Annotated in this window: 15 protein-coding genes; 13 read left to right on the top strand and 2 right to left on the bottom strand. The window is 63.0% G+C overall.

The features are described from left to right. Positions 1–7: 7 nt before the first annotated feature. Positions 8–2,332: a penicillin-binding protein 1A gene (locus ACF8LI_RS27640; protein WP_017406662.1), complete on the bottom strand. Its 2,325-nt coding sequence runs from the start codon at positions 2,330–2,332 to the stop codon at positions 8–10. A gap of 371 nt (positions 2,333–2,703) precedes the next feature. Between ACF8LI_RS27640 and ACF8LI_RS27635 the strand changes: the two genes are divergently transcribed. The 11 genes from ACF8LI_RS27635 (at position 2,704) to ACF8LI_RS27585 (ending at position 14,073) form a co-directional block, all read left to right on the top strand. Next, the gene (locus ACF8LI_RS27635) at positions 2,704–3,783 is read left to right on the top strand and encodes a pilus assembly protein PilM (RefSeq protein ID WP_047473589.1); all 1,080 of its coding nucleotides are present in this window, start codon (positions 2,704–2,706) and stop codon (positions 3,781–3,783) included. Then, the gene (locus ACF8LI_RS27630; RefSeq protein WP_392414625.1) at positions 3,780–4,391 is read left to right on the top strand and encodes a PilN domain-containing protein; all 612 of its coding nucleotides are present in this window, start codon (positions 3,780–3,782) and stop codon (positions 4,389–4,391) included. Before ACF8LI_RS27635 ends, ACF8LI_RS27630 begins: the two co-directional genes overlap by 4 nt. Further along, positions 4,391–5,068 (top strand): type 4a pilus biogenesis protein PilO, encoded by a 678-nt coding sequence (locus ACF8LI_RS27625; RefSeq protein WP_392414624.1) that lies wholly within the window; start codon positions 4,391–4,393, stop codon positions 5,066–5,068. Before ACF8LI_RS27630 ends, ACF8LI_RS27625 begins: the two co-directional genes overlap by 1 nt. Then, positions 5,065–5,613, top strand: coding sequence for a pilus assembly protein PilP (locus ACF8LI_RS27620; protein ID WP_026062714.1), 549 nt, complete (start codon positions 5,065–5,067; stop codon positions 5,611–5,613). Before ACF8LI_RS27625 ends, ACF8LI_RS27620 begins: the two co-directional genes overlap by 4 nt. Further along, complete coding sequence (pilQ, locus tag ACF8LI_RS27615; protein WP_392414623.1) at positions 5,610–7,757, top strand: type IV pilus secretin PilQ; 2,148 nt, start codon at positions 5,610–5,612, stop codon at positions 7,755–7,757. The genes ACF8LI_RS27620 and pilQ overlap by 4 nt, the downstream gene beginning before the upstream one ends. Positions 7,758–7,780: 23 nt before the next feature. Next, positions 7,781–9,391: a hypothetical protein gene (locus tag ACF8LI_RS27610; RefSeq protein WP_392414622.1), complete on the top strand. Its 1,611-nt coding sequence runs from the start codon at positions 7,781–7,783 to the stop codon at positions 9,389–9,391. An 8-nt stretch (positions 9,392–9,399) separates the two neighbouring features. Then, on the top strand, positions 9,400–9,945 hold the full coding sequence (locus tag ACF8LI_RS27605; protein WP_392414621.1) for a shikimate kinase: 546 nt from the start codon (positions 9,400–9,402) through the stop codon (positions 9,943–9,945). Between the two features lie 129 nt (positions 9,946–10,074). Next, entirely contained in the window at positions 10,075–11,193 is a 1,119-nt protein-coding gene (gene aroB, locus ACF8LI_RS27600) for a 3-dehydroquinate synthase (RefSeq protein ID WP_392414620.1), read from the top strand. 64 nt (positions 11,194–11,257) lie between these two features. Beyond that, positions 11,258–12,436, top strand: a complete 1,179-nt coding sequence (locus tag ACF8LI_RS27595; protein WP_392414619.1) for a deoxyguanosinetriphosphate triphosphohydrolase — start codon at positions 11,258–11,260, stop codon at positions 12,434–12,436. Between the two features lie 138 nt (positions 12,437–12,574). Continuing rightward, complete coding sequence (locus ACF8LI_RS27590) at positions 12,575–13,195, top strand: DUF1415 domain-containing protein (protein WP_016445546.1); 621 nt, start codon at positions 12,575–12,577, stop codon at positions 13,193–13,195. Then, complete coding sequence (locus ACF8LI_RS27585; RefSeq protein ID WP_392414618.1) at positions 13,192–14,073, top strand: class I SAM-dependent methyltransferase; 882 nt, start codon at positions 13,192–13,194, stop codon at positions 14,071–14,073. The genes ACF8LI_RS27590 and ACF8LI_RS27585 overlap by 4 nt, the downstream gene beginning before the upstream one ends. Before the next feature lie 19 nt (positions 14,074–14,092). Here the strand turns inward: ACF8LI_RS27585 and ACF8LI_RS27580 are convergent, their stop codons facing one another. Next, positions 14,093–15,190, bottom strand: a complete 1,098-nt coding sequence (locus ACF8LI_RS27580) for an MBL fold metallo-hydrolase (protein ID WP_392414617.1) — start codon at positions 15,188–15,190, stop codon at positions 14,093–14,095. A gap of 194 nt (positions 15,191–15,384) precedes the next feature. Between ACF8LI_RS27580 and ACF8LI_RS27575 the strand changes: the two genes are divergently transcribed. Beyond that, entirely contained in the window at positions 15,385–16,797 is a 1,413-nt protein-coding gene (locus tag ACF8LI_RS27575) for an alkaline phosphatase (RefSeq protein WP_392414616.1), read from the top strand. A 38-nt stretch (positions 16,798–16,835) separates the two neighbouring features. After that, a complete protein-coding gene (locus ACF8LI_RS27570; RefSeq protein ID WP_016445550.1) occupies positions 16,836–18,353 on the top strand; it encodes an alkaline phosphatase in 1,518 nt (505 codons plus the stop codon). The last annotated feature ends 76 nt before the right edge of the window (positions 18,354–18,429 follow it).

Genomic DNA, 18,429 nt, shown 5'->3' with positions numbered 1-18,429 from the left:
GACCGCCTCAGTTGCGGAACAGGTCGAGGATGCGGTTGCGCTCCTCGGTGGCGGGCGGGGGCGTGGCGCCTGCGGCGCTGCCCGTGGATGCACTGTCCATGCCCAGGCTGCTGACGCCGCCGTTGCGCGCGTTTTCCTCGTAGTACCACTCGCCGCCCATGTTCACGACGCCGGGCGGCACGGGCATCTCGGCCACGGGAACGCCCTTGAGCGCGTGCTGCATGAAGCTGATCCAGATCGGCAGGCTCAGGCCGCCGCCGGTCTCGCGGCTGCCCAGGTTGCGCGGCGTGTCGTAGCCGATCCAGGATACGGCGGCCAGCGTGGGCTGGAAGCCTGCAAACCAGGCATCCACCGAATCGTTGGTCGTGCCGGTCTTGCCATACAGGTCGGGGCGCTTGAGCGTGGACTGCGCGCGCGCTGCCGTGCCCACGCGCGCCACGTCCTGCAGCAGGCTGTCCATGATGAAGGCGTTGCGCGCGTCGATGGCCTGGGGCAGTTCCTGCACCGGGGGCGGTGTGAATTCGGACAGGATGCGGCCCTTGTGATCGGTGACGCGGGAAATCAGCCAGGGATTGACGCGGTGGCCGCCGTTGGCGAACACGGAGTAGCCGGCCGCCAGCTGCAGCGGCGTGACGGCACCTGCGCCCAAAGCCATGGTCAGGTAGGCCGGGTGCTTGGCGGCATCAAAGCCGAAGCGCGTGACCCACTCCTGGCCCTGCTTGGGTCCCACGGCCTGCAGCAGCCGGATGGAGATCATGTTCTTGGACTTGTTCAGGCCCGTGCGCATGGTCATCGGCCCGTCGTAGCGGCTGTCGTAGTTCTTGGGCTCCCAGGGCTGCCCGCCCGTCACGCCCGCACTGAAGAACAGCGGCGCGTCATTGATCATGGTGGAGGGCGAGAAGCCCTTTTCCAGCGCCGCGGAGTAGATGAAGGGCTTGAAGGCCGAGCCGGGTTGGCGCCAGGCCTGGGTCACATGATTGAACTTGTTCTTCTGGAAGTCGAAGCCGCCGATCAGGGCGCGCAAGGCGCCCGTCTGGGGAACCAGGGCCACGAAGGCGCCTTCCACCTCGGGCAGCTGCGTGATTTCCCAGGTGTTCTTGGGCGTCTTGACCACCCGGATCACGGCGCCGGGACGGATCTTGATGTTGGGCGGTGCCTTGGGGTTCAGGCCCGATTCGGCAGGCTTGAGGCCTTCGCCCGTGATCTCGATCTGCTCGCCGTCGGCACGGGCCGCCAGGATCTTGCGCGGGTTGGCATCCAGCACCACGGCGGCGAGCACGTCTCCGTTGTCGGGGTGGTTGGCCAGGGTGTCGTCGATGGCGTCTTCACGGTCCTCGGCGTCGGCGGGCAGGGCCACGAACTTCTCGGGGCCGCGGTACTTCTGGCGGCGCTCGTAGTCCATGATGCCGCGGCGCAGCGCGGCGTAGGCGGCTTCCTGTTCGCCGGCATTGATGGTGGTATAGACGTTCAGGCCGCGCGTGTAGGCCTCGTTGCCGTACTGGGCAAAGATCAGCTGGCGCGCCATTTCGGCCACGTACTCGGCATGCACCCGGGTGTTGAAGGAGCCTGTGCGGATCTTCAGCGGCTCGGCCTTGGCTTCAGTGGCCTGGGCCGCCGTGATGAAGCCGTTTTCCTCCATGCGCTCGATGATGTAGAGCTGGCGCGAGCGGGCGCGCTTGGGGTTGCTGATCGGGTTGTAGGCCGAGGGCGCCTTGGGCAGGCCGGCCAGCATGGCCGCTTCGGCGACGGTGATGTCCTTCAGTGGCTTGCCGAAATAGGCTTCACAGGCGGCGGCAAAGCCATAGGCCCGATTTCCCAGATAAATCTGGTTCATGTAGATCTCGAGAATCTGGTTTTTGCTCAGCAGATGCTCTAGCTTGAAAGTCAGTAAGACTTCGTAAATTTTGCGTGTAAAAGTTTTCTCGGAAGACAGATAGACATTGCGTGCCACCTGCATGGTGATGGTCGATGCGCCCTGGCTTTTCACCCGGCCCAGATTGGCCAGCGCGGCGCGGGCCATGCCCTTGTAGTCGACGCCACCGTGCTCGAAAAAGCGGGTGTCTTCAATGGCCAGCACCGCGTCGGTCATCACTTTGGGGATGTCCTGGATGGGCGTCAGCGTGCGCCGCTCCTCGCCGAACTCGCCCAGCAGGGCGCCTTCGCTGGAGTACACGCGCAGCGGCAGCTTGGGCCGGTAGTCGGCCAGCTCGGACACGTCGGGCAGGTTGGGGTAGGCCATGGCCAGGGCCACGGCCACGGTCAGCATCAGGGCCAGCGCGCCGGCGACGGCGATGCCCGCCAGCCATAGCAAGGCCTTGGGAAACCAATGCATGGGCTTGGACGGAGCGGAGCGAGGCTTTCCAGCCTGGGGTTCTCGGGAGTCTGAGGACGGCATGTCGCAGGGAGTGCTGAGGAGTGCCGCATTATAAAAATGCGTTCCCCAGGGGGTCGGTAGGAGGCGGCTGCACACGGTTGCCAGCATGGCCGCAAGCCTCGCATCCTAAGCCAGGCGTACAGGCCGACATGCAAGCAGGGGTGCATTCCTGTCGCATTTGATGGCCCGCAACAATGTCTGTTTTTGGCCACTACCGTCAACCGTGCTCCGGCAGGCATGGTGAGTTGCGCGCAGTCTTGCTGATAGCATTCAACCTATATGTGAAGGTTTGTTGCGTTCTTTACATACACAAGAAGAGGGAGGGCAAGTTGATTGCTATGGGATCCTTATTCAGTCGCCAGCCCGCACCTTTGCTAGGCATCGACATCAGTTCTTCGAGCGCCAAGCTCGTTGAGCTGTCTCGTGCCAGGTCGGGCGAACTGTTGCTGGAGCGCTGTGCCATCGAGCCGCTGGAGCGGGGATGGATCACGGATGGCAACATCGAAAAGTTCGACGAAGTGGCAGAGGCTGTACGGCGGCTGGTCAAAAAAAGCGGCACGCGGACCAAGAACGTGGCCATGGCATTGCCGGCTTCGGCCGTGATCACCAAGAAGATTTCGCTGCCCGACGGCATGAGCGAGCAGGAACTGGAGGTCCAGGTCGAATCCGAGGCCAATCAGTACATTCCTTTTTCGCTCGACGAAGTGAGTCTGGACTTCTGTGTCATAGGCCCGTCATTGAATTCGCCTGGCGACGTGGATGTGCTCATTGCCGCCTCCCGCCGCGAGAAGGTGCAGGACCGCCAGGGCCTGGCCGAGGCGGCCGGCCTCAAGCCGATGGTCATCGACATCGAGCCCCATGCCTCCCGCATGGCCGCCGGACGGTTGATCGAGCGCCTGCCCAATCAGGGCAACAACGCTTTGGTGGCGCTGTTCGAGGTAGGCGCCATGACGACCAGCATGCAGATCCTGCGTGACGACGAGGTGCTGTACGACCGTGACCAGGCCTTTGGCGGCGCCCAGCTGACGCAGCTGATCGCGCGCCAATATGGTTTCTCCCTCGAAGAGGCCGAGTCCAAGAAGCGCAACGGCGAACTGCCGGAGGACTACGCTTCCGCCGTGCTCAAGCCCTTCGTGCAGAGCATGACGCAGGAAGTGTCGCGCGCACTGCAGTTCTTTTTCACCAGCACGCCCCACAACCGCATAGACCACATCCTGCTGGCTGGCGGCTCGGCACCGCTTTCCGGCCTGTCCGAGGCCATCACGCAGCAGACCGGATTCGCCTGCAGCCTTGCCAATCCCTTCGATGGCATGGAAGTCGGCAGCGGCGTGCGCCTCAAGCGCATGTCGCGCGAGGCCCCCGCCTACCTGACCGCCTGCGGTCTGGCCATGCGGAGGTTTGTGTCGTGATCCTGATCAATCTGCTTCCTCACAGAGAAGCCACACGCAAGCGACGCAAGGAAGCATTCCAAGCCACGATGGTCCTTTCGGCCCTGATAGGGCTTTTGATCATTGGTGCTGTCTACTGGTGGTACCAGATGATGATCGAAGCCCAGCAGGCGAAGAACGGCATGCTGCGCGCCGAGATCACGGTGCTGGAGTCCCAGATCAAGGAAATCGCCGGGCTGGAGGATGAAATCACGGCCCTGCGCGCCCGGCAAAAGGCCGTGGAAGACCTGCAGTCCGATCGCAATCTGCCGGTGCACATGCTCAATGAGCTGGTGGCCCAACTGCCCGATGGCGTCTACATCACCAGCATCAAGCAGGAAGGTCTGGCCGTGACCATGCAGGGCACGGCGCAGTCCAATGAGCGTGTGTCCGAAATGCTGCGCAATCTGTCCGAGGGAACGCCCTGGATCTCCAAGCCGGAACTGGTGGAGATCGTGGCCAAGACGGTCAACGTTACGCCCAAGGACCAGCGCCGTGCTGCAGCGTTCAATCTGCGCTTCCAGCTCACGCGCGCCAGCGTTGCGGAGAAAGGCCTTCCGACGGCAGCCAACCCAGGAAAGTCCCAGTGATGGCCAAGAAGAAAAAGAACGACATCGACTTCTCCGCATTGCAGGAGAACATCCAGCGCCAATTCCGTGGTCTTGATCCCAATGATCCTTCGCGGTGGCCCTTTTTGCCGCGTTTTCTTTTGTGCGTTGCCATTGCGTTGGGCGTCGCCGCCTTGCTCTGGTACGTACTGATCAAGGACTATGAGGACACGCTGGAGCAGGAGCGCAACACCGAAGTCACGCTGCGCCAGGACTTCAGCCAGAAGCTGTCCAAGGCGGTCAGCCTGGATGGCCTGAAGAAGCAGCGTGAACAGGTCCAGCAATATGTGACACAGCTGGAAAAGCAGTTGCCCAGTAAGGCGGAAATGGCTGCGCTGCTCTCGGACATCAACCAGGCCGGACTGGGGCGCAGCCTTCAGTTTGAAACGTTCCGCCCCGGGGCGATGGTGGTCAAGGAGTACTACGCCGAGCTGCCCATTGCTTTGAAGGTCACAGGACGCTTTCATGACATCGGTTCATTCGCTTCCGACGTGGCCTACCTGTCTCGCATCGTGACCTTGAACAACTTGTCGATTGTCCCTGTGGGCAAGGAGGGCAGCGAGGTCCTGAGCATGGAGGCGACGGCGCGAACCTTCCGCTACCTGGATGCCGAGGAAGTGCAGGCGCAACGTGCGGCCGCCGGGAAGGGCAAGAAATGAGGCAAATGCGTTTTCGCGGCTGGCTTGTGCTGGCCGCCTGTCTGTCGCTGGTGGCGTGCACTTCATCCGAGCATGAGGAATTGCAGACCTGGATGGCGCAGGAGCGTGCCAATGCAAAGCCTCGCGTCAAACCATTGGAAGAGCCGAAGTTATTCACGCCTCAGGCCTACCTGGGTTCGGAGGGGATGGATCCCTTCAACCCTCTGAAGCTGATGCAGGTGTTGCGCAGAGAGTCCGTGCAGTCCAACGCGAATACCAGCTTGATGGCTGCAGAGCTCAACCGCCGCAAGGAGCCGCTGGAAGCAGAGCCCCTGGATGCAATGACCATGGTGGGCAGCCTGGACAAGAAGGGTGTGCCCACGGCCTTGATCAGAGTCGGAACATTGCTGTATCAGGTCCGTGCAGGAAATTACCTGGGCCAGAACTACGGAAAGATCACCCGGATCACGGAGACTTCCATCCAGTTGCGCGAAATCGTCCAGGATGGCAGCGGCGACTGGATAGAAAGAAATAGCACACTGGAGTTGCAGGAGGGAAGGAAATGATGGGCACACATCGCAGCATGTCTCACAAAGCTCGCTGGGGAATCGCCTTGGGCGGTTGGTTGCTGGGCTCCTTTGCATGGGCGCAGTCCGCGATAGAGTCGGTCTCCGGTTCCATCCAGGGGGGCACCGAGGTGGTGCGCATCGAGCTTTCCGAAGCGCTGGCTGCGGACCCGACCGGATTTGCGATCCAGTCGCCTGCGAGGATCGCACTGGATTTTCCTGGCGCAACCAATGCGACGGGCAAATCGATGGTCGAGCTCAACCAGGGCAACCTGCGTTCCATCAATATCGTGGAAGCCTCTGGCCGTTCCCGGCTGGTGCTGAATTTGAAATCGGCGACTTCCTACCGCACTGAACGCCAAGGCAAGGCGTTGCTGATCCTGCTGGATCCTGTGGCCGCGTCTGCTGCGGCGAAGCCTTCTGCGCAGCAGGGTGTGTTTGAAGCCAAGACAGCCGTCGGTAGCGATGTCCAACCCATTAGGGATGTTGATTTCCGTCGTGGCAGCGATGGCTCGGGCCGCATCGTCGTGGGATTGAGCAATAGCCAGGTCGGCGTGGATCTGCGCCGCGAAGGCAAGGAACTGGTCGTCGATTTTCTGCGTTCTTCCTTGCCTGAAGGCTTGCGCCGCAAGCTGGATGTTGCGGATTTCGGAACACCGGTGCAGACAATCTCCTCGGTGCAGCAGGGGGAATCCGTGCGCATGCGTATCGCTCCCGTCGGCGACTGGGAGCACAGCGCCTACCAAAGCGACAGCCAGTTTGTGATCGAGGTCCGCCAGAAAAAGGTGGATGTGAGCAAGCTCACGCAGGGCCCCGGCTACAGCGGTGAAAAGCTGTCCCTGAATTTCCAGAACATCGAAGTGCGCTCCCTGCTGCAGGTGATTGCCGACTTCACGAACTTCAACATCGTGACCTCGGATACGGTTTCCGGGGCGTTGACCCTGCGTCTGAAGGATGTTCCCTGGGACCAGGCGCTGCAGATCATCATGGATGCCAAGGGCCTGGGCATGCGCAAGTCGGGCTCGGTGCTCTGGATTGCGCCCAAGGATGAAATCGATGCGCGCACCAAGCGTGACTATGAAGCCGCCATGGAAATCCAGAAACTGGAGCCGCTGCGGACCCAGGGCTTTCAGCTGAACTATGCGAAGGCGGCCGATATCCTGTTGCAAATCACGACGAACACCAGCTCTGCCGGGGTTGGCGGAACTGCGACGAGATTTCTGTCCGAGCGCGGGTCCGCAATCTCCGAGCCTCGAACCAACCAACTCTTTGTGACGGACACTCCCGCCAAGCTTGAGGCGATGAAGGCATTGCTGGCCACGCTGGATGTGCCGGTGCGGCAAGTGCTCATTGAAGCGCGTATTGTGGAAGCCCGTGACACGTTCGGTCGTGCGCTGGGGGTACGCCTCGGCGGTGGGGACTTGCGTGCCCAGCGTGGGGGTGATGGCGGCTACAGCATCGGCGGTGACAATCGTGTTGTCTTCGGTACGGGGTTCGATAATGCAAATGCTTCTGCGGGTGCTGGAGGCACGGTCAACACTTCGGGTAGCTTTGTGAATCTTCCTGCATCCTTGTCAGGAGTTACAGGATCTGGCACGTTTGCCATGTCCATCTTCAACGCTGCAGCCAATCGCTTCCTTACGCTGGAACTCTCGGCGATGGAAGCCGACGGACAAGGCAAGATCATTTCAAGCCCTCGTCTCATGACCGCCGACCAGACCAAGGCGCTGATCGAGCAGGGTACTGAATACCCATATTCAGTCACCGCACCCAACGGAGCGACCACCATAGCCTTCAAAAAGGCGGTGTTGAAGCTGGAAGTCACGCCGCAAATAACTCCTGAAGGCGATATCATCCTGGATCTGGATATCAACAAGGATTCTCGCGGTGAAACAACGACCCAGGGGGTTGCCATTGACACAAAGCATATCAAGACGCAGATCTTGGTGCAAAACGGTGGCACCGTGGTAATTGGCGGTATTTTTGAGTTGGAAGAAACGAACCAGGAAAACAAGATTCCATTGTTGGGTGATGTGCCCGTGCTGGGAAATCTTTTCAAGAGCCGATCCAAGACTTCTTCCAAGAGAGAAATGCTGGTATTCATTACGCCAAAAATGATTTCTGATAGCGCTGCAAAACGCTGAGTGAAAATTTAGGGAGATATCTGATGAAAAAACTGTGGTTGACCACTTTGACGGCCTTTGCTCTGGTCGCATGTGGAGGTGGGGGTGGGAATCCAGGGGCACCTGGAGGAGGTACGGGAGGCGGAGCGACACCGGATGTGGCCAGTGTCGAGTTCCTTCTTGACAAGACTGTTGTCGCCAATTCGGGAAGTGACTCCGCCACCTTGACGGTCACAGCACTGTCTGCAAGCAGGAATCCTGTAGCCAATGCACCTGTCTCTGTTGTGCTGGATTCAGGTGTTTTTACACCCAACGCCAACGTGACGGATGCCTCGGGTCGTGTTACTGGAAAGATAGAGATCGGTGGTGATCGTTCCAATCGGGATATCCGCTTCAACCTGAAGGCTGGTAATCAGTCGGGGACAGGTGTTGTGGCAGTCACCGGCAGCCAGATCGCCTTGACTGTGGTTCCCTCTGCTCCTTCTCCGGGACAACCAGTGGAGGTCACGGCAAAAATCTCGGATGCGAATGGCGCAGGAATTTCTGGCATTCCTGTTGTGCTTTCTGGATCGGTTCTCAGTGCTGCGGTGACGGCCCAGACGGACACGTCCGGTGTGGCCAAGTTTGCGGCGTTCAGTGCGCCCAGCACTGCCCAGGTCTACTCCCTGCAGGCCAAGGCCTCGGGAGTGGTCTCGAACGAGCAGATCACTGTGGCGGGCGGCGCTGCCCAGATTCCCGATGCTGTGGGTGTTGTCAGCGCAGCAAGCCTCTCCATCGTGCCGAATACCGTCAAGCCCAATCTGGATGGCGGACGTACAAATATGGCGCAATTGAGGGCACTGTTCCTGGACAAGGACAACCGCGCCATTCCCAATATGCGCGTCCGCTTCGAGATCGTTCCGCCCGGGCTGGGTTCCGGAGAAGCCATCTCCACGGGCAGCCAGTCCGTGATTTCCAATGCCAGCGGTGTTGCCTTGGCGCAATATATTCCAGGCTTGCGCATCAGCCCGACCAATGGGGTCAGCATCCGCATGTGCTACGGCAATTCTGATGCCGCCGTATCCAATGGAAAGTGCCCCGCGTCGCGCGTCAGCACTCTGACGGTTGCCAGCGAGCCTGTTTCCATCACTATTGGCGACAACAATGAGCTGGAAAAGGGCGCCAACAACCTGACCTATATCAAGAAATTCGACGTGGCTGTTGCCAATGCTGCCGGCGAGGCGGTTGCGGATGCGGATGTTTCGGTCAGCGTGGATATCCTGCGATATGGATTTGGCAGCTATGACAATGTGAAGAATGCACATGTCGATGGATCCGGTTTTTGCCTGAATGAGGATATCAACCGCAACGGCAATCTGGACAGCGGTGAAGACGCCAATGGCGATGGCCGCTTGACGCCGCCCAAGGCAGACATCGTGGTTTCCTATTTCAATGGCCGCAAAACGGGAGCCAATGGCCGCGTGATCGTGCAGACGGAATATCCGCAGAACGTAGCCACCTGGCTGATCTACAAGCTGACGGTGAGCTCCAATGCGGCTGGTTCCGAAGGTCGTGCCGAGCGCATCTTTGTGACCTCGTTCGTCGAGGGCGACCAGAAGAACGGCTCCTTCCTGACCTCGCCTTACGGAGTGACATCCGTCTGCCTGCCCGAGTGAACAAGTCGGTGAATCCCGATCAAGGTCCTGCCTCGCTCCGTGCGCCGGTGGTGGCCCTGATCGGCCTGCCCGGCTCCGGCAAATCGACCATAGGGCGCCAGCTGGCGCGCCTGTGGTCGATGCGTTTTGTGGATTCGGACCATGTGATCGAGCAGCGCCTGGGCTGCAGCATCCGGGAGTTTTTCGAGCGTGAGGGCGAGCAGGCTTTTCGCGACATGGAGTCGCAGGTCATTGATGAGCTGTCGGCCTCCACATCCAGCCTGCTGTTGTCCACGGGCGGCGGCGTGGTGCTGCGCGAGAAAAATCGCCGCCATCTGCATGAGCGCACCCAGGTCTTCTACCTGGAATGCACGCCAGAGGACATCGCCGCGCGGCTGCGCAACGATGTGACGCGGCCCTTGCTGCAGGTGGAGGATCCGGCGTTGCGCCTGCGTGAGTTGCTGTTGCAGCGCGAGCCTCTGTATCTGGAGACGGCGCACTTCGTGATCCAGACATCCGGCCTGTCTGTGGCGCAGGCCGCCCAGCGCATACGCATGCAGGCGGAACTGGCCTGAACGCTGCCTGCTGGAACACCAAAGGCCTCGGCACTTGCCGGGGCCTTTTTCTTTAAGATCGGCATTTGCCGGGCGCGCTGCCGTGTCGCGGAAACCTTTTCATTCTTTCTCCCCTGGAGCGACATCATCTTGCCCCACGCCTCCTCCTCGCCTGCTGCCCAGGTCGTGACCATTGACCTGGGTGAGCGCTCCTATCCGATTGCCATCGGCACCGGCCTGCTGGACCAGGCAGCCACCTATGCCGCGCTGCCTTCTGCGGTACAGGCCGTCATCGTCAGCAACGATGTGGTCGCACCGCTCTATGAGCCAGCACTGCGCCGCGTGCTGGAGCAGCGCTACCGCAGCGTGCGGACCGTGGTGCTGCCCGATGGCGAAGCCCACAAGGACTGGCAGACGCTGAATCTGATCTTCGATGACCTGCTGTCCGGTGGTTGCGACCGCAAGACCGTGCTGTTCGCGCTGGGCGGCGGCGTCATTGGCGACATGGCGGGCTTTGCTGCCGCCAGCTACATGCGCGGCGTGCCCTTCGTGCAAGTGCCCACCACGCTGTTGTCGCAGGTGGACTCGTCGGTGGGTGGCAAGACCGCCATCAACCATCCGCTGGGCAAGAACATGATCGGCGCCTTCTACCAGCCGCAGCTGGTGGTTTGCGATCTGGCTTCGCTGGACACGCTGCCCGTGCGCGAGCTGAGCGCCGGCTTGGCCGAGGTCATCAAGTACGGGCCGATCGCCGACATGGACTTCCTGGCCTGGCTGGAAGAGAACATGGATGCCTTGCTTGCCCGCGACCGCACTGCACTGGCGCACGCGATCAAGCGCAGCGTGGAGATCAAGGCCTGGGTGGTGGGGCAGGACGAGAAAGAGGCCGGATTGCGCGCCATTCTCAATTTCGGCCACACCTTCGGGCATGCGATCGAAGCCGGCATGGGCTACGGCAACTGGCTGCACGGCGAAGGCGTGGGCGCCGGCATGGTCATGGCGGCCGAGCTGTCGCAGCGCCTTGGCCTGGTGGATGCCGCCTTTGTGCAAAGGCTGCGCGTGCTGATCGAACGTGCGGGCCTGCCGGTGCGCGGCGCCGTGCTGGATGCGCGTGACAACGCTGGCCGCTATCTGGAACTGATGCGCGTGGACAAGAAGTCCGAGGCGGGCGAGATCCGCTTCGTTCTCATTGACGGGCCGGGAAAGGCCGTCATGCGCTCGGCGCCCGATGCCTTGGTGCGCGAAGTCATAGACGCCTGCTGCGCCTGACGCGCGGCGCTGGGGGCAAGCCGGAACTGCTAGAGTGCCCTTGTCAGCATGATGAGGCGATCGAATGCAGAAACAGGCCCTGGCCCCCTATGCCTGCAACCCGGCGTTCAGCCGGGGGCGGCGTTTCCCGGAGGCGCCTGCGCCCACGCGCAGCGACTTCCAGCGCGACCGGGACCGCATCGTCCATTCCTCGGCCTTCCGGCGCCTGGTCTACAAGACTCAGGTCTTCGTCAACCATGAGGGCGACCTGTTCCGTACCCGCCTGACGCACTCGCTGGAAGTGGCCCAGCTGGGCCGCTCGGTCGCCCGGTCCCTGCAGCTCGACGAGGATCTGGTCGAAGCCATCTGCCTGGCCCACGACCTGGGCCACACCCCCTTCGGCCATGCGGGCCAGGACGCGCTCAATGCCTGCATGAAGCCGCATGGCGGCTTCGAGCACAACCTGCAAAGCCTGCGCGTGGTGGACCGGCTGGAAGAGCGCTATCCAGCCTTTGACGGCCTGAACCTGAGCTTCGAGACGCGCGAGGGCGTTCTCAAGCATTGCTCGCGCACCAATGCCGAGCACCTGGAGGCGCGCGAGCCCGGCGGGGTGGCGCAGCGTTTTCTGCTGGGCCGGCAGCCTTCGCTGGAGGCCCAGCTGTGCAACCTGGCCGATGCCATTGCCTACAACGCCCATGACGTGGACGATGGCGTGCGCTCCGGCCTGATCACCATGCCCCAGCTGTGCGAGGCTGTTCCCCTGTTCGCGCGCTATCACGACGCAACACTGGCCGAGCATCCTCAACTGGGCATGCCCCTGGCCGAGCGGCGCCTGCTGTACGAAAGCATCCGCCGCATGCTCAGCGATCAGGTCTATGACGTGATCGCCGCCACGCAGCAGCGCATTGCGCAGGCGCGGCCCTGTTCGGTGGACGAGGTGCGCGCCCAGCCAGGTCCTCTGGTGGGCTTCAGCGATACCATGAGGCAGCAGTCGCAGCAGCTCAAGCAGTTCCTGTTCCGCAATCTCTACCGCCATGAGCAGGTGGTGAGGACCATGGAAGGCGCGCAGCAGGTGGTGGCCGAGCTGTTTGCGGCCTACATGGTCGAGCCCGATCGCATGAAGCCGCGCTTCGTGCAGCGGGCCATGCTGGCCGAGGACGTATCGGCGCGTGCGCGGGTGGTGGCCGACTTCATCGCCGGGATGACGGACCGCTACGCGGCCCGTGAGCATGAGCTGCTGACGGGCCTGCGCCTGCTGGGCTGAGAAATCCGAGCAACGGCGTCGCCGGGGCGGCGCGGCTAGAATGCGGACCCTGCGTGACAGGGCAGGGAAGGGTTCCTGGACGGTTTCGCAATGTCTGGGGGCGCAGTGCCCCCGTTCGCATTTTTGAAGGGCACAGCCATGACCGATACCAACCACGAGATTCGCGCGGCCGAGTTTCCGCCTGTCACCGTGATCGAGGATACGGTGCACTGGCTCGAAAAGGCCGTGATCGGCCTGAACTTGTGCCCCTTCGCCAAGGGCGTGCACATCAAGGGCCAGATCCACTACACGGTCAGCCAGGCCACCGACGCCGAGGGCGTGGCGGCAGACCTGCACCGCGAGCTGGAAGCCCTGGCCGAGGCCTCCCCGGACAAGCGCGACACCACGCTGCTGATCCTGCCGCACGCATTGCAGGACTTCCTGGACTTCAACGACTTTCTCGAAGTGGCCGACGCCATGGTCGAGGAGCTGGACCTGGGCGGCATACTGCAGGTGGCCTCGTTCCACCCTCAGTTCCAGTTCGAGGGCACCGAAGCCGACGACGTCACCAACTGCACCAACCGCTCTCCCTATCCCACGCTGCACCTGCTGCGCGAGGACAGCATAGACAAGGCGGTCGAGGTGTTCCCCGAAGCCGAATCCATCTACGAGCGCAACATGGAGACGCTGGAGAAGATCGGCATCGAAGGCTGGCTGGACCTGGGTGTGGGCGCGCGCTGCCCTATGGCGCACGCAGCCAAGCCGGGCGCTGCCGAATGAAGGCGCGCCAGGGCAAGCCTGCCGCAAAGCCCGAGCAGGATGTGACCACGCAGCTGGGCCTCAAGCCCGGCCAGTCCATTGAACTGCTCAAGGCACTGCACATCCTCACGCGCGAAGGCAAGATCAACCAGGATTCGCGCCGCAAGCTCAAGCAGGTCTACCACCTCTACCAGTTCATCGCGCCCATCCTCGAAGAACTGTCGGCCGACGGCCATGCGGTCACCCTGGCCGACCACGGCGCCGGCAAGTCCTACCTGGGATTCATCCTCTACGACCTGTATTTCAAGCCGCTGGGGCGCGGCCATATCTACGGCATAGAAACGCGCGCGCCGCTGGTGGAGGCTTCGCAGAAGCTGGCTGCCGAGCTGGGCTTCGAGCGCATGGGCTTTCTGAACATGTCGGTGGCCGAGTCCACGCATGCCGACTTCATGCCTGCGCAATTCGACGTGGTCACGGCCCTGCACGCCTGCGACACCGCCACCGACGACGCCATCGCCTTCGGCCTGGAGAAGAAGGCCAAGGCCATGGTGCTGGTGCCCTGCTGCCAGGCCGAGGTCGCAGCCTGCCTGCGCCAGACCAAGGCGCTGAGCCTGACGCGCACGCCGCTGGCCGAACTGTGGCGCCATCCCATACACACCCGCGAAATGGGCAGCCAGCTCACCAACGTGCTGCGCTGCCTGTACCTGGAGGCCTGCGGCTACCAGGTCACCGTGACAGAGCTGGTGGGCTGGGAGCACAGCATGAAAAACGAACTGATCATTGCGCGCTACACGGGGCAGAAAAAGCGCAGTGCGGTCGAGCGCATGCGCGCCATCCTGGCGGAGTTCGGCCTGCAGGATGCGATGGCACAGCGCTATCCGCTGCTGCAGGCAGCCTGAGCCGGCTGCCGCTGCAGTCTCAGGCCCCCGCCATGGCGCGGTACCAGGCGATGCCATCGGCATCGATGCTGCGCTTCACCTGCCCCGCATGCATCAAATGATTCAGGCAGGCCAGGCTTTCGCCCGTGGCCATGCCCAGCAGGGCGGGGCTGGATTCGCTGATCGGGCGTGAGAAGAGGGCGCCGAAGACATCGACGGCGCGACGCGGCTCGGCCAGGGCGGCCAGCAGCCGGTCGCTGGCACGCTCCTGGCCTGCCACCAGCGAATCGATGCGCGCATGCAGGCCGCGAAAGCAATCGCCGTGCGCGGGCAGGACGAGCACATCGTCGGGCACTTCGCGCCTGACCTTTTCCAGAGACTCCATCCAGTCGGCCATGGGGTTGGCGTCGGGTTCCATGGGGTGGACCGAGACGTTGGACGAGATGCGCGGCAGCACCTGGTCGCCCGAGATCAGCAGCTTGAGATCGGGGCAGTACAGGCTGGCGTGCTCGGGCGAGTGGCCGCTGCCGACCACCACGCGCCACAGGTGTTTTCCTATGCGCAGTTCCTCTCCATCGTGCAGGCGGCGGTAGCTGTCGGGCAGGGCATGGATGTGCTTGCCGAAGTTGCCGAAGCGGGCGCGGTAGGACTCCAGTGCGCTGTCGCTCCAGCCTGCGCGGCGGTAGAAGGCGATGGCGTCGGGCGGGGCCTCGCGGCTGCAGTCCGAGACCACGACGCGGCAGTTGAGGTACTCCAGGCGCGTCATGTACAGGGGCACATGGAACTTGCGCGTCAGCCATCCGGCCAGGCCCACATGGTCGGGGTGCATGTGGGTGACGAAGACGCGCGTCAGCGAGCGGCCATCGGTGGATTGGGAGAACAGCGCGCGCCAGGTGGCCACGCCTTCGTCGGTGCGCGCACCCGTATCGACGATGGCCCAACCCTGGCCGTCATCGATGGCCCAGAGATTGATGTGGTCCAGCGCATAGGGCAGGGGCATGCGCAGCCAGAGCACGCCGGGCGCCACCTCCAGCGTCTGCCCGCGCTGCGGCGGCGCCTCGAACGGGTAGTCGAGCACCGGCCTGGGCGGCGCTTCCGGGGCCTGCGAGGCGATCGGGTCTTGGGCTGTCTGGTTCATGGGGTTCCTTGTTCCGTCGCTGGGTTGGCCGCAATGCTATCCGGCCCTCAGCGCCTTGCCTGCAACGATACGCCTGCCGGCCTGGGCTGACTGTCACTGGCTCGTCACGGGCTGTTCCTACAGTGCACAAATCAATCAACAGGGGGAGGGCGCGGCCTTGCCGCGGGGTCCCCTGCCTACAGAGGGATATCCGCATGAAACTGAAGATGTTGTGCAGCGCGCTGGCCGGTGCGTCGCTGCTGTTGAGCGCCTGTGGCGGCAGCGATGGATCGTCCGCTGCCACCCCGACCAAGAACGTGCTGTTCTTCCTGGGTGACGGCATGGGCATCACCACCATGACCGCCGCGCGCATCTACAGCGTGGGCGAAGACGGTGAGCTGACCATGGACAAGCTGCCCGAGACGGCCTTCGTCCACACCTTCTCTAACGACGCCCAGGTGACGGACAGCGCGCCCTCGATGGCCGCCTACATGACCGGCGTGAAGATGAACAACGAAGTCATCTCCATGACGCCCGACACCAAGGCCACGGATGCCAGCGGCAAGGCCTATCACACCAACTACGACAGCACCTGCCCCAGCGGCAACGGCCAGGCCGTTCCCACGCTGCTCGAGCAGATGAAGTCCGCCGGCTACGGCACGGGCGTGGTCTCCACCGCGCGCATCACGCATGCCACGCCGGCAACCACCTATTCGCACGTCTGCCACCGCGATGCGGAAAACACCATTGCCGCGGCCCTGGTGCCCGGCGGCTCCGGCTACAACAGCAAGCTCGGCGACGGCGTGGACGTGATCCTGGGTGGTGGCTCGTACTACTTCACGCCCAAGGCCGACGGCGGCCGCCGCAACGACAGCCGCAACCTGATCGCCGAGTTCAAGACGCAAAAATACAGCTACGCCGCCAACAAGAGCGAGTTCGACAAGCTGCCCGTGGACGGCAGCAAGATCGCCGGCCTGTTCACCAAGGACCACATGGCCTATGACCTGGACCGCGATGCGACCAAGGAACCGAGCCTGGCCGAGATGACGGGCAAGGCCATCGACGCGCTGTCGGCCAAGAAGAAGGGCTTCTTCCTGATGGTGGAAGGCGGCCGCATCGACCATGCGCTGCACGCTACCAACGCGCGCCGTGCGCTGCAGGATACCGTGGCCTTCGACAACGCCATCCAGACCGCGCTGGACAAGATGGCCAAGATCGATCCGGGCCTGAAGAACACGCTGATCGTCGTCACAGCCGACCATGACCACACGCTGCACCTGAACGGCTATGCCGCGCGCACCGGCAAGACCGAGGCCGGCAAGCCCGGCGTGCTGGGCCTGGTCAAGAACTACGTGGACGGCAAGGCCTCCACCGATGTGGATGGCAATCCCTACACCATCCTGGGCTTCGGCAACGGTCCCAAGCGCCTGGCCACGCGCGGCCCCATCGACGCGGCCACGCTGGAGAGCCCCGACTACCTGCAGGAGGCCGTGGTGCCCCTGGCCTCCGAAACCCACGGCGGCGGCGACGTGTTCCTGGGGGCTCAAGGCATGGGTGCCGATACGTTCTCGGGCGTGATCGACAACACGGCCGTGTTCAACCTGATCAAGAAGAGCATCGGCTTGTGATGCCGCACGCTGCATTCAAGGCACTCAAGGAATTCCACATGCATCCGATCCTCCAAAAGACCTCCCTCGCCCTGGCGGCGGCCGGCGCGCTGGCGCTGCTGGCGCCTGCAGCCCATGCGGCTGGCGAGGCCAAGAACGTCATCTTCTTCCTCGGCGACGGCATGGGCCCGGTCACCGTGACCGCCGCGCGCATCTACAAGGGCGAAAAGCAGCTGGCCGAAAAGGCCGGCTCCCTGGCCAGCAGCGAACGCGCCACGCTGACCATGCAGTCCCTGCCCTACGCCAGCCGCATCAAGACCTTCTCGCGCGATGGCCAGACCACGGACAGCGCGCCCTCGATGGCCGCCTACATGACCGGCGTGAAGATGAACAACGAAGTCATCTCCATGTCGGCCGAGACCATGGCCTACGCGGCCAACGGCCAGCAGTACATCAACGGCGAGGACACCACCTGCCCGGCCGGCAACGGCCAACCCGCGCAGACCCTGCTGGAGCTGTCCAAGGCCAAGGGCCGCGCCGTGGGCGCCATCTCCACCACGCGCGTGGGCCATGCCACGCCTGCGGCCACCTATGCCCATATCTGCAACCGCAATGGCTACAACAGCATTGCCGAGCAGTCCGTGCCCGGGCATGCCAACTACAACGCCAGGCTGGGCGACGGCATCGACGTGCTCATGGGTGGCGGCCAGCGCAACTACCTGCCCAAGTCGGTCAACCCCAGCAGCAAGCGCACGGACACGGCCAACCTCGTGGACATGATGAAGGCCAAGGGCTACGCCTATGTTGCCAAGGGCAGCGAGCTGGCGGCCCTGGACGCGACCAAAGCGCCCAAGCTGCTGGGCCTGTTCACGCAAAGCGAAATGGCCTACGAGCTGGACCGCGTCAAGCAAAGGCTGGACGAGCCCAGCCTGTCCGACATGACCGGCAAGGCGCTGGACGTGCTCAGCCGCAATGACAAGGGCTTCTTCCTGATGGTGGAAGGCGGCCGCATCGACCACGCACTGCACGGCACCAATGCCAAGCGTGCGCTGGAAGACACGCTGGCCTTCGACCGCGCCATCGAGACCGCCATGGCCTACATGGAAAAGAAGGATCCGGGCCTGAAGAACACGCTGATCGTCGTCACCGCCGATCACGACCACAACATGGTGTTCAACGGCTACTCCAGGATCGGCAACCCCATCCTGGGCAAGGTGCAGGACTACCAGAGCGGCCAGATGGCCAAGGCCCAGGACGGCAAGCCCTACACCACGCTGGCCTTCGGCAATGGCGGACGTCCCAACGCCACGGCCTCCAGCCAGGTCAATGCCGAAGATGGCAACAAGCCCTGGATCGCGCCCACGCGCGGCGCGGAGCGCCAGGACCTCAGCGGCGTGGACACCACGGACGACAACTACCTGCAGGAGGTGGGCCTGAACCTGGGCACGCCGGGCTCCGAGACCCATGGCGGCGGCGACGTGATGCTGTTCGCCGGCGGCGCGGGCGCCAGGATCTTCAAGGGCACGATGGACAACACCAAGGTGTTCTCCAAGGTCCGCGAAGCCGCTGGCCTGTAATTGTTTTCTCCTTCGTTGGCTGCTTGCCAACCCCTGGCCGGAGCCGTGGCGCATGCGTGTGCCCGGCCCCGGTTTT

The sequence above is a fragment of the Delftia sp. WSY_12 genome (genome assembly GCF_043104645.1).
In the GTDB taxonomy this organism is placed as follows: Bacteria; Pseudomonadota; Gammaproteobacteria; order Burkholderiales; family Burkholderiaceae_C; genus Comamonas; species Comamonas tsuruhatensis.
The sequence above is the reverse complement of the archived record's forward strand: the minus strand, read 5'-3'. Positions and strand labels throughout refer to the sequence as shown.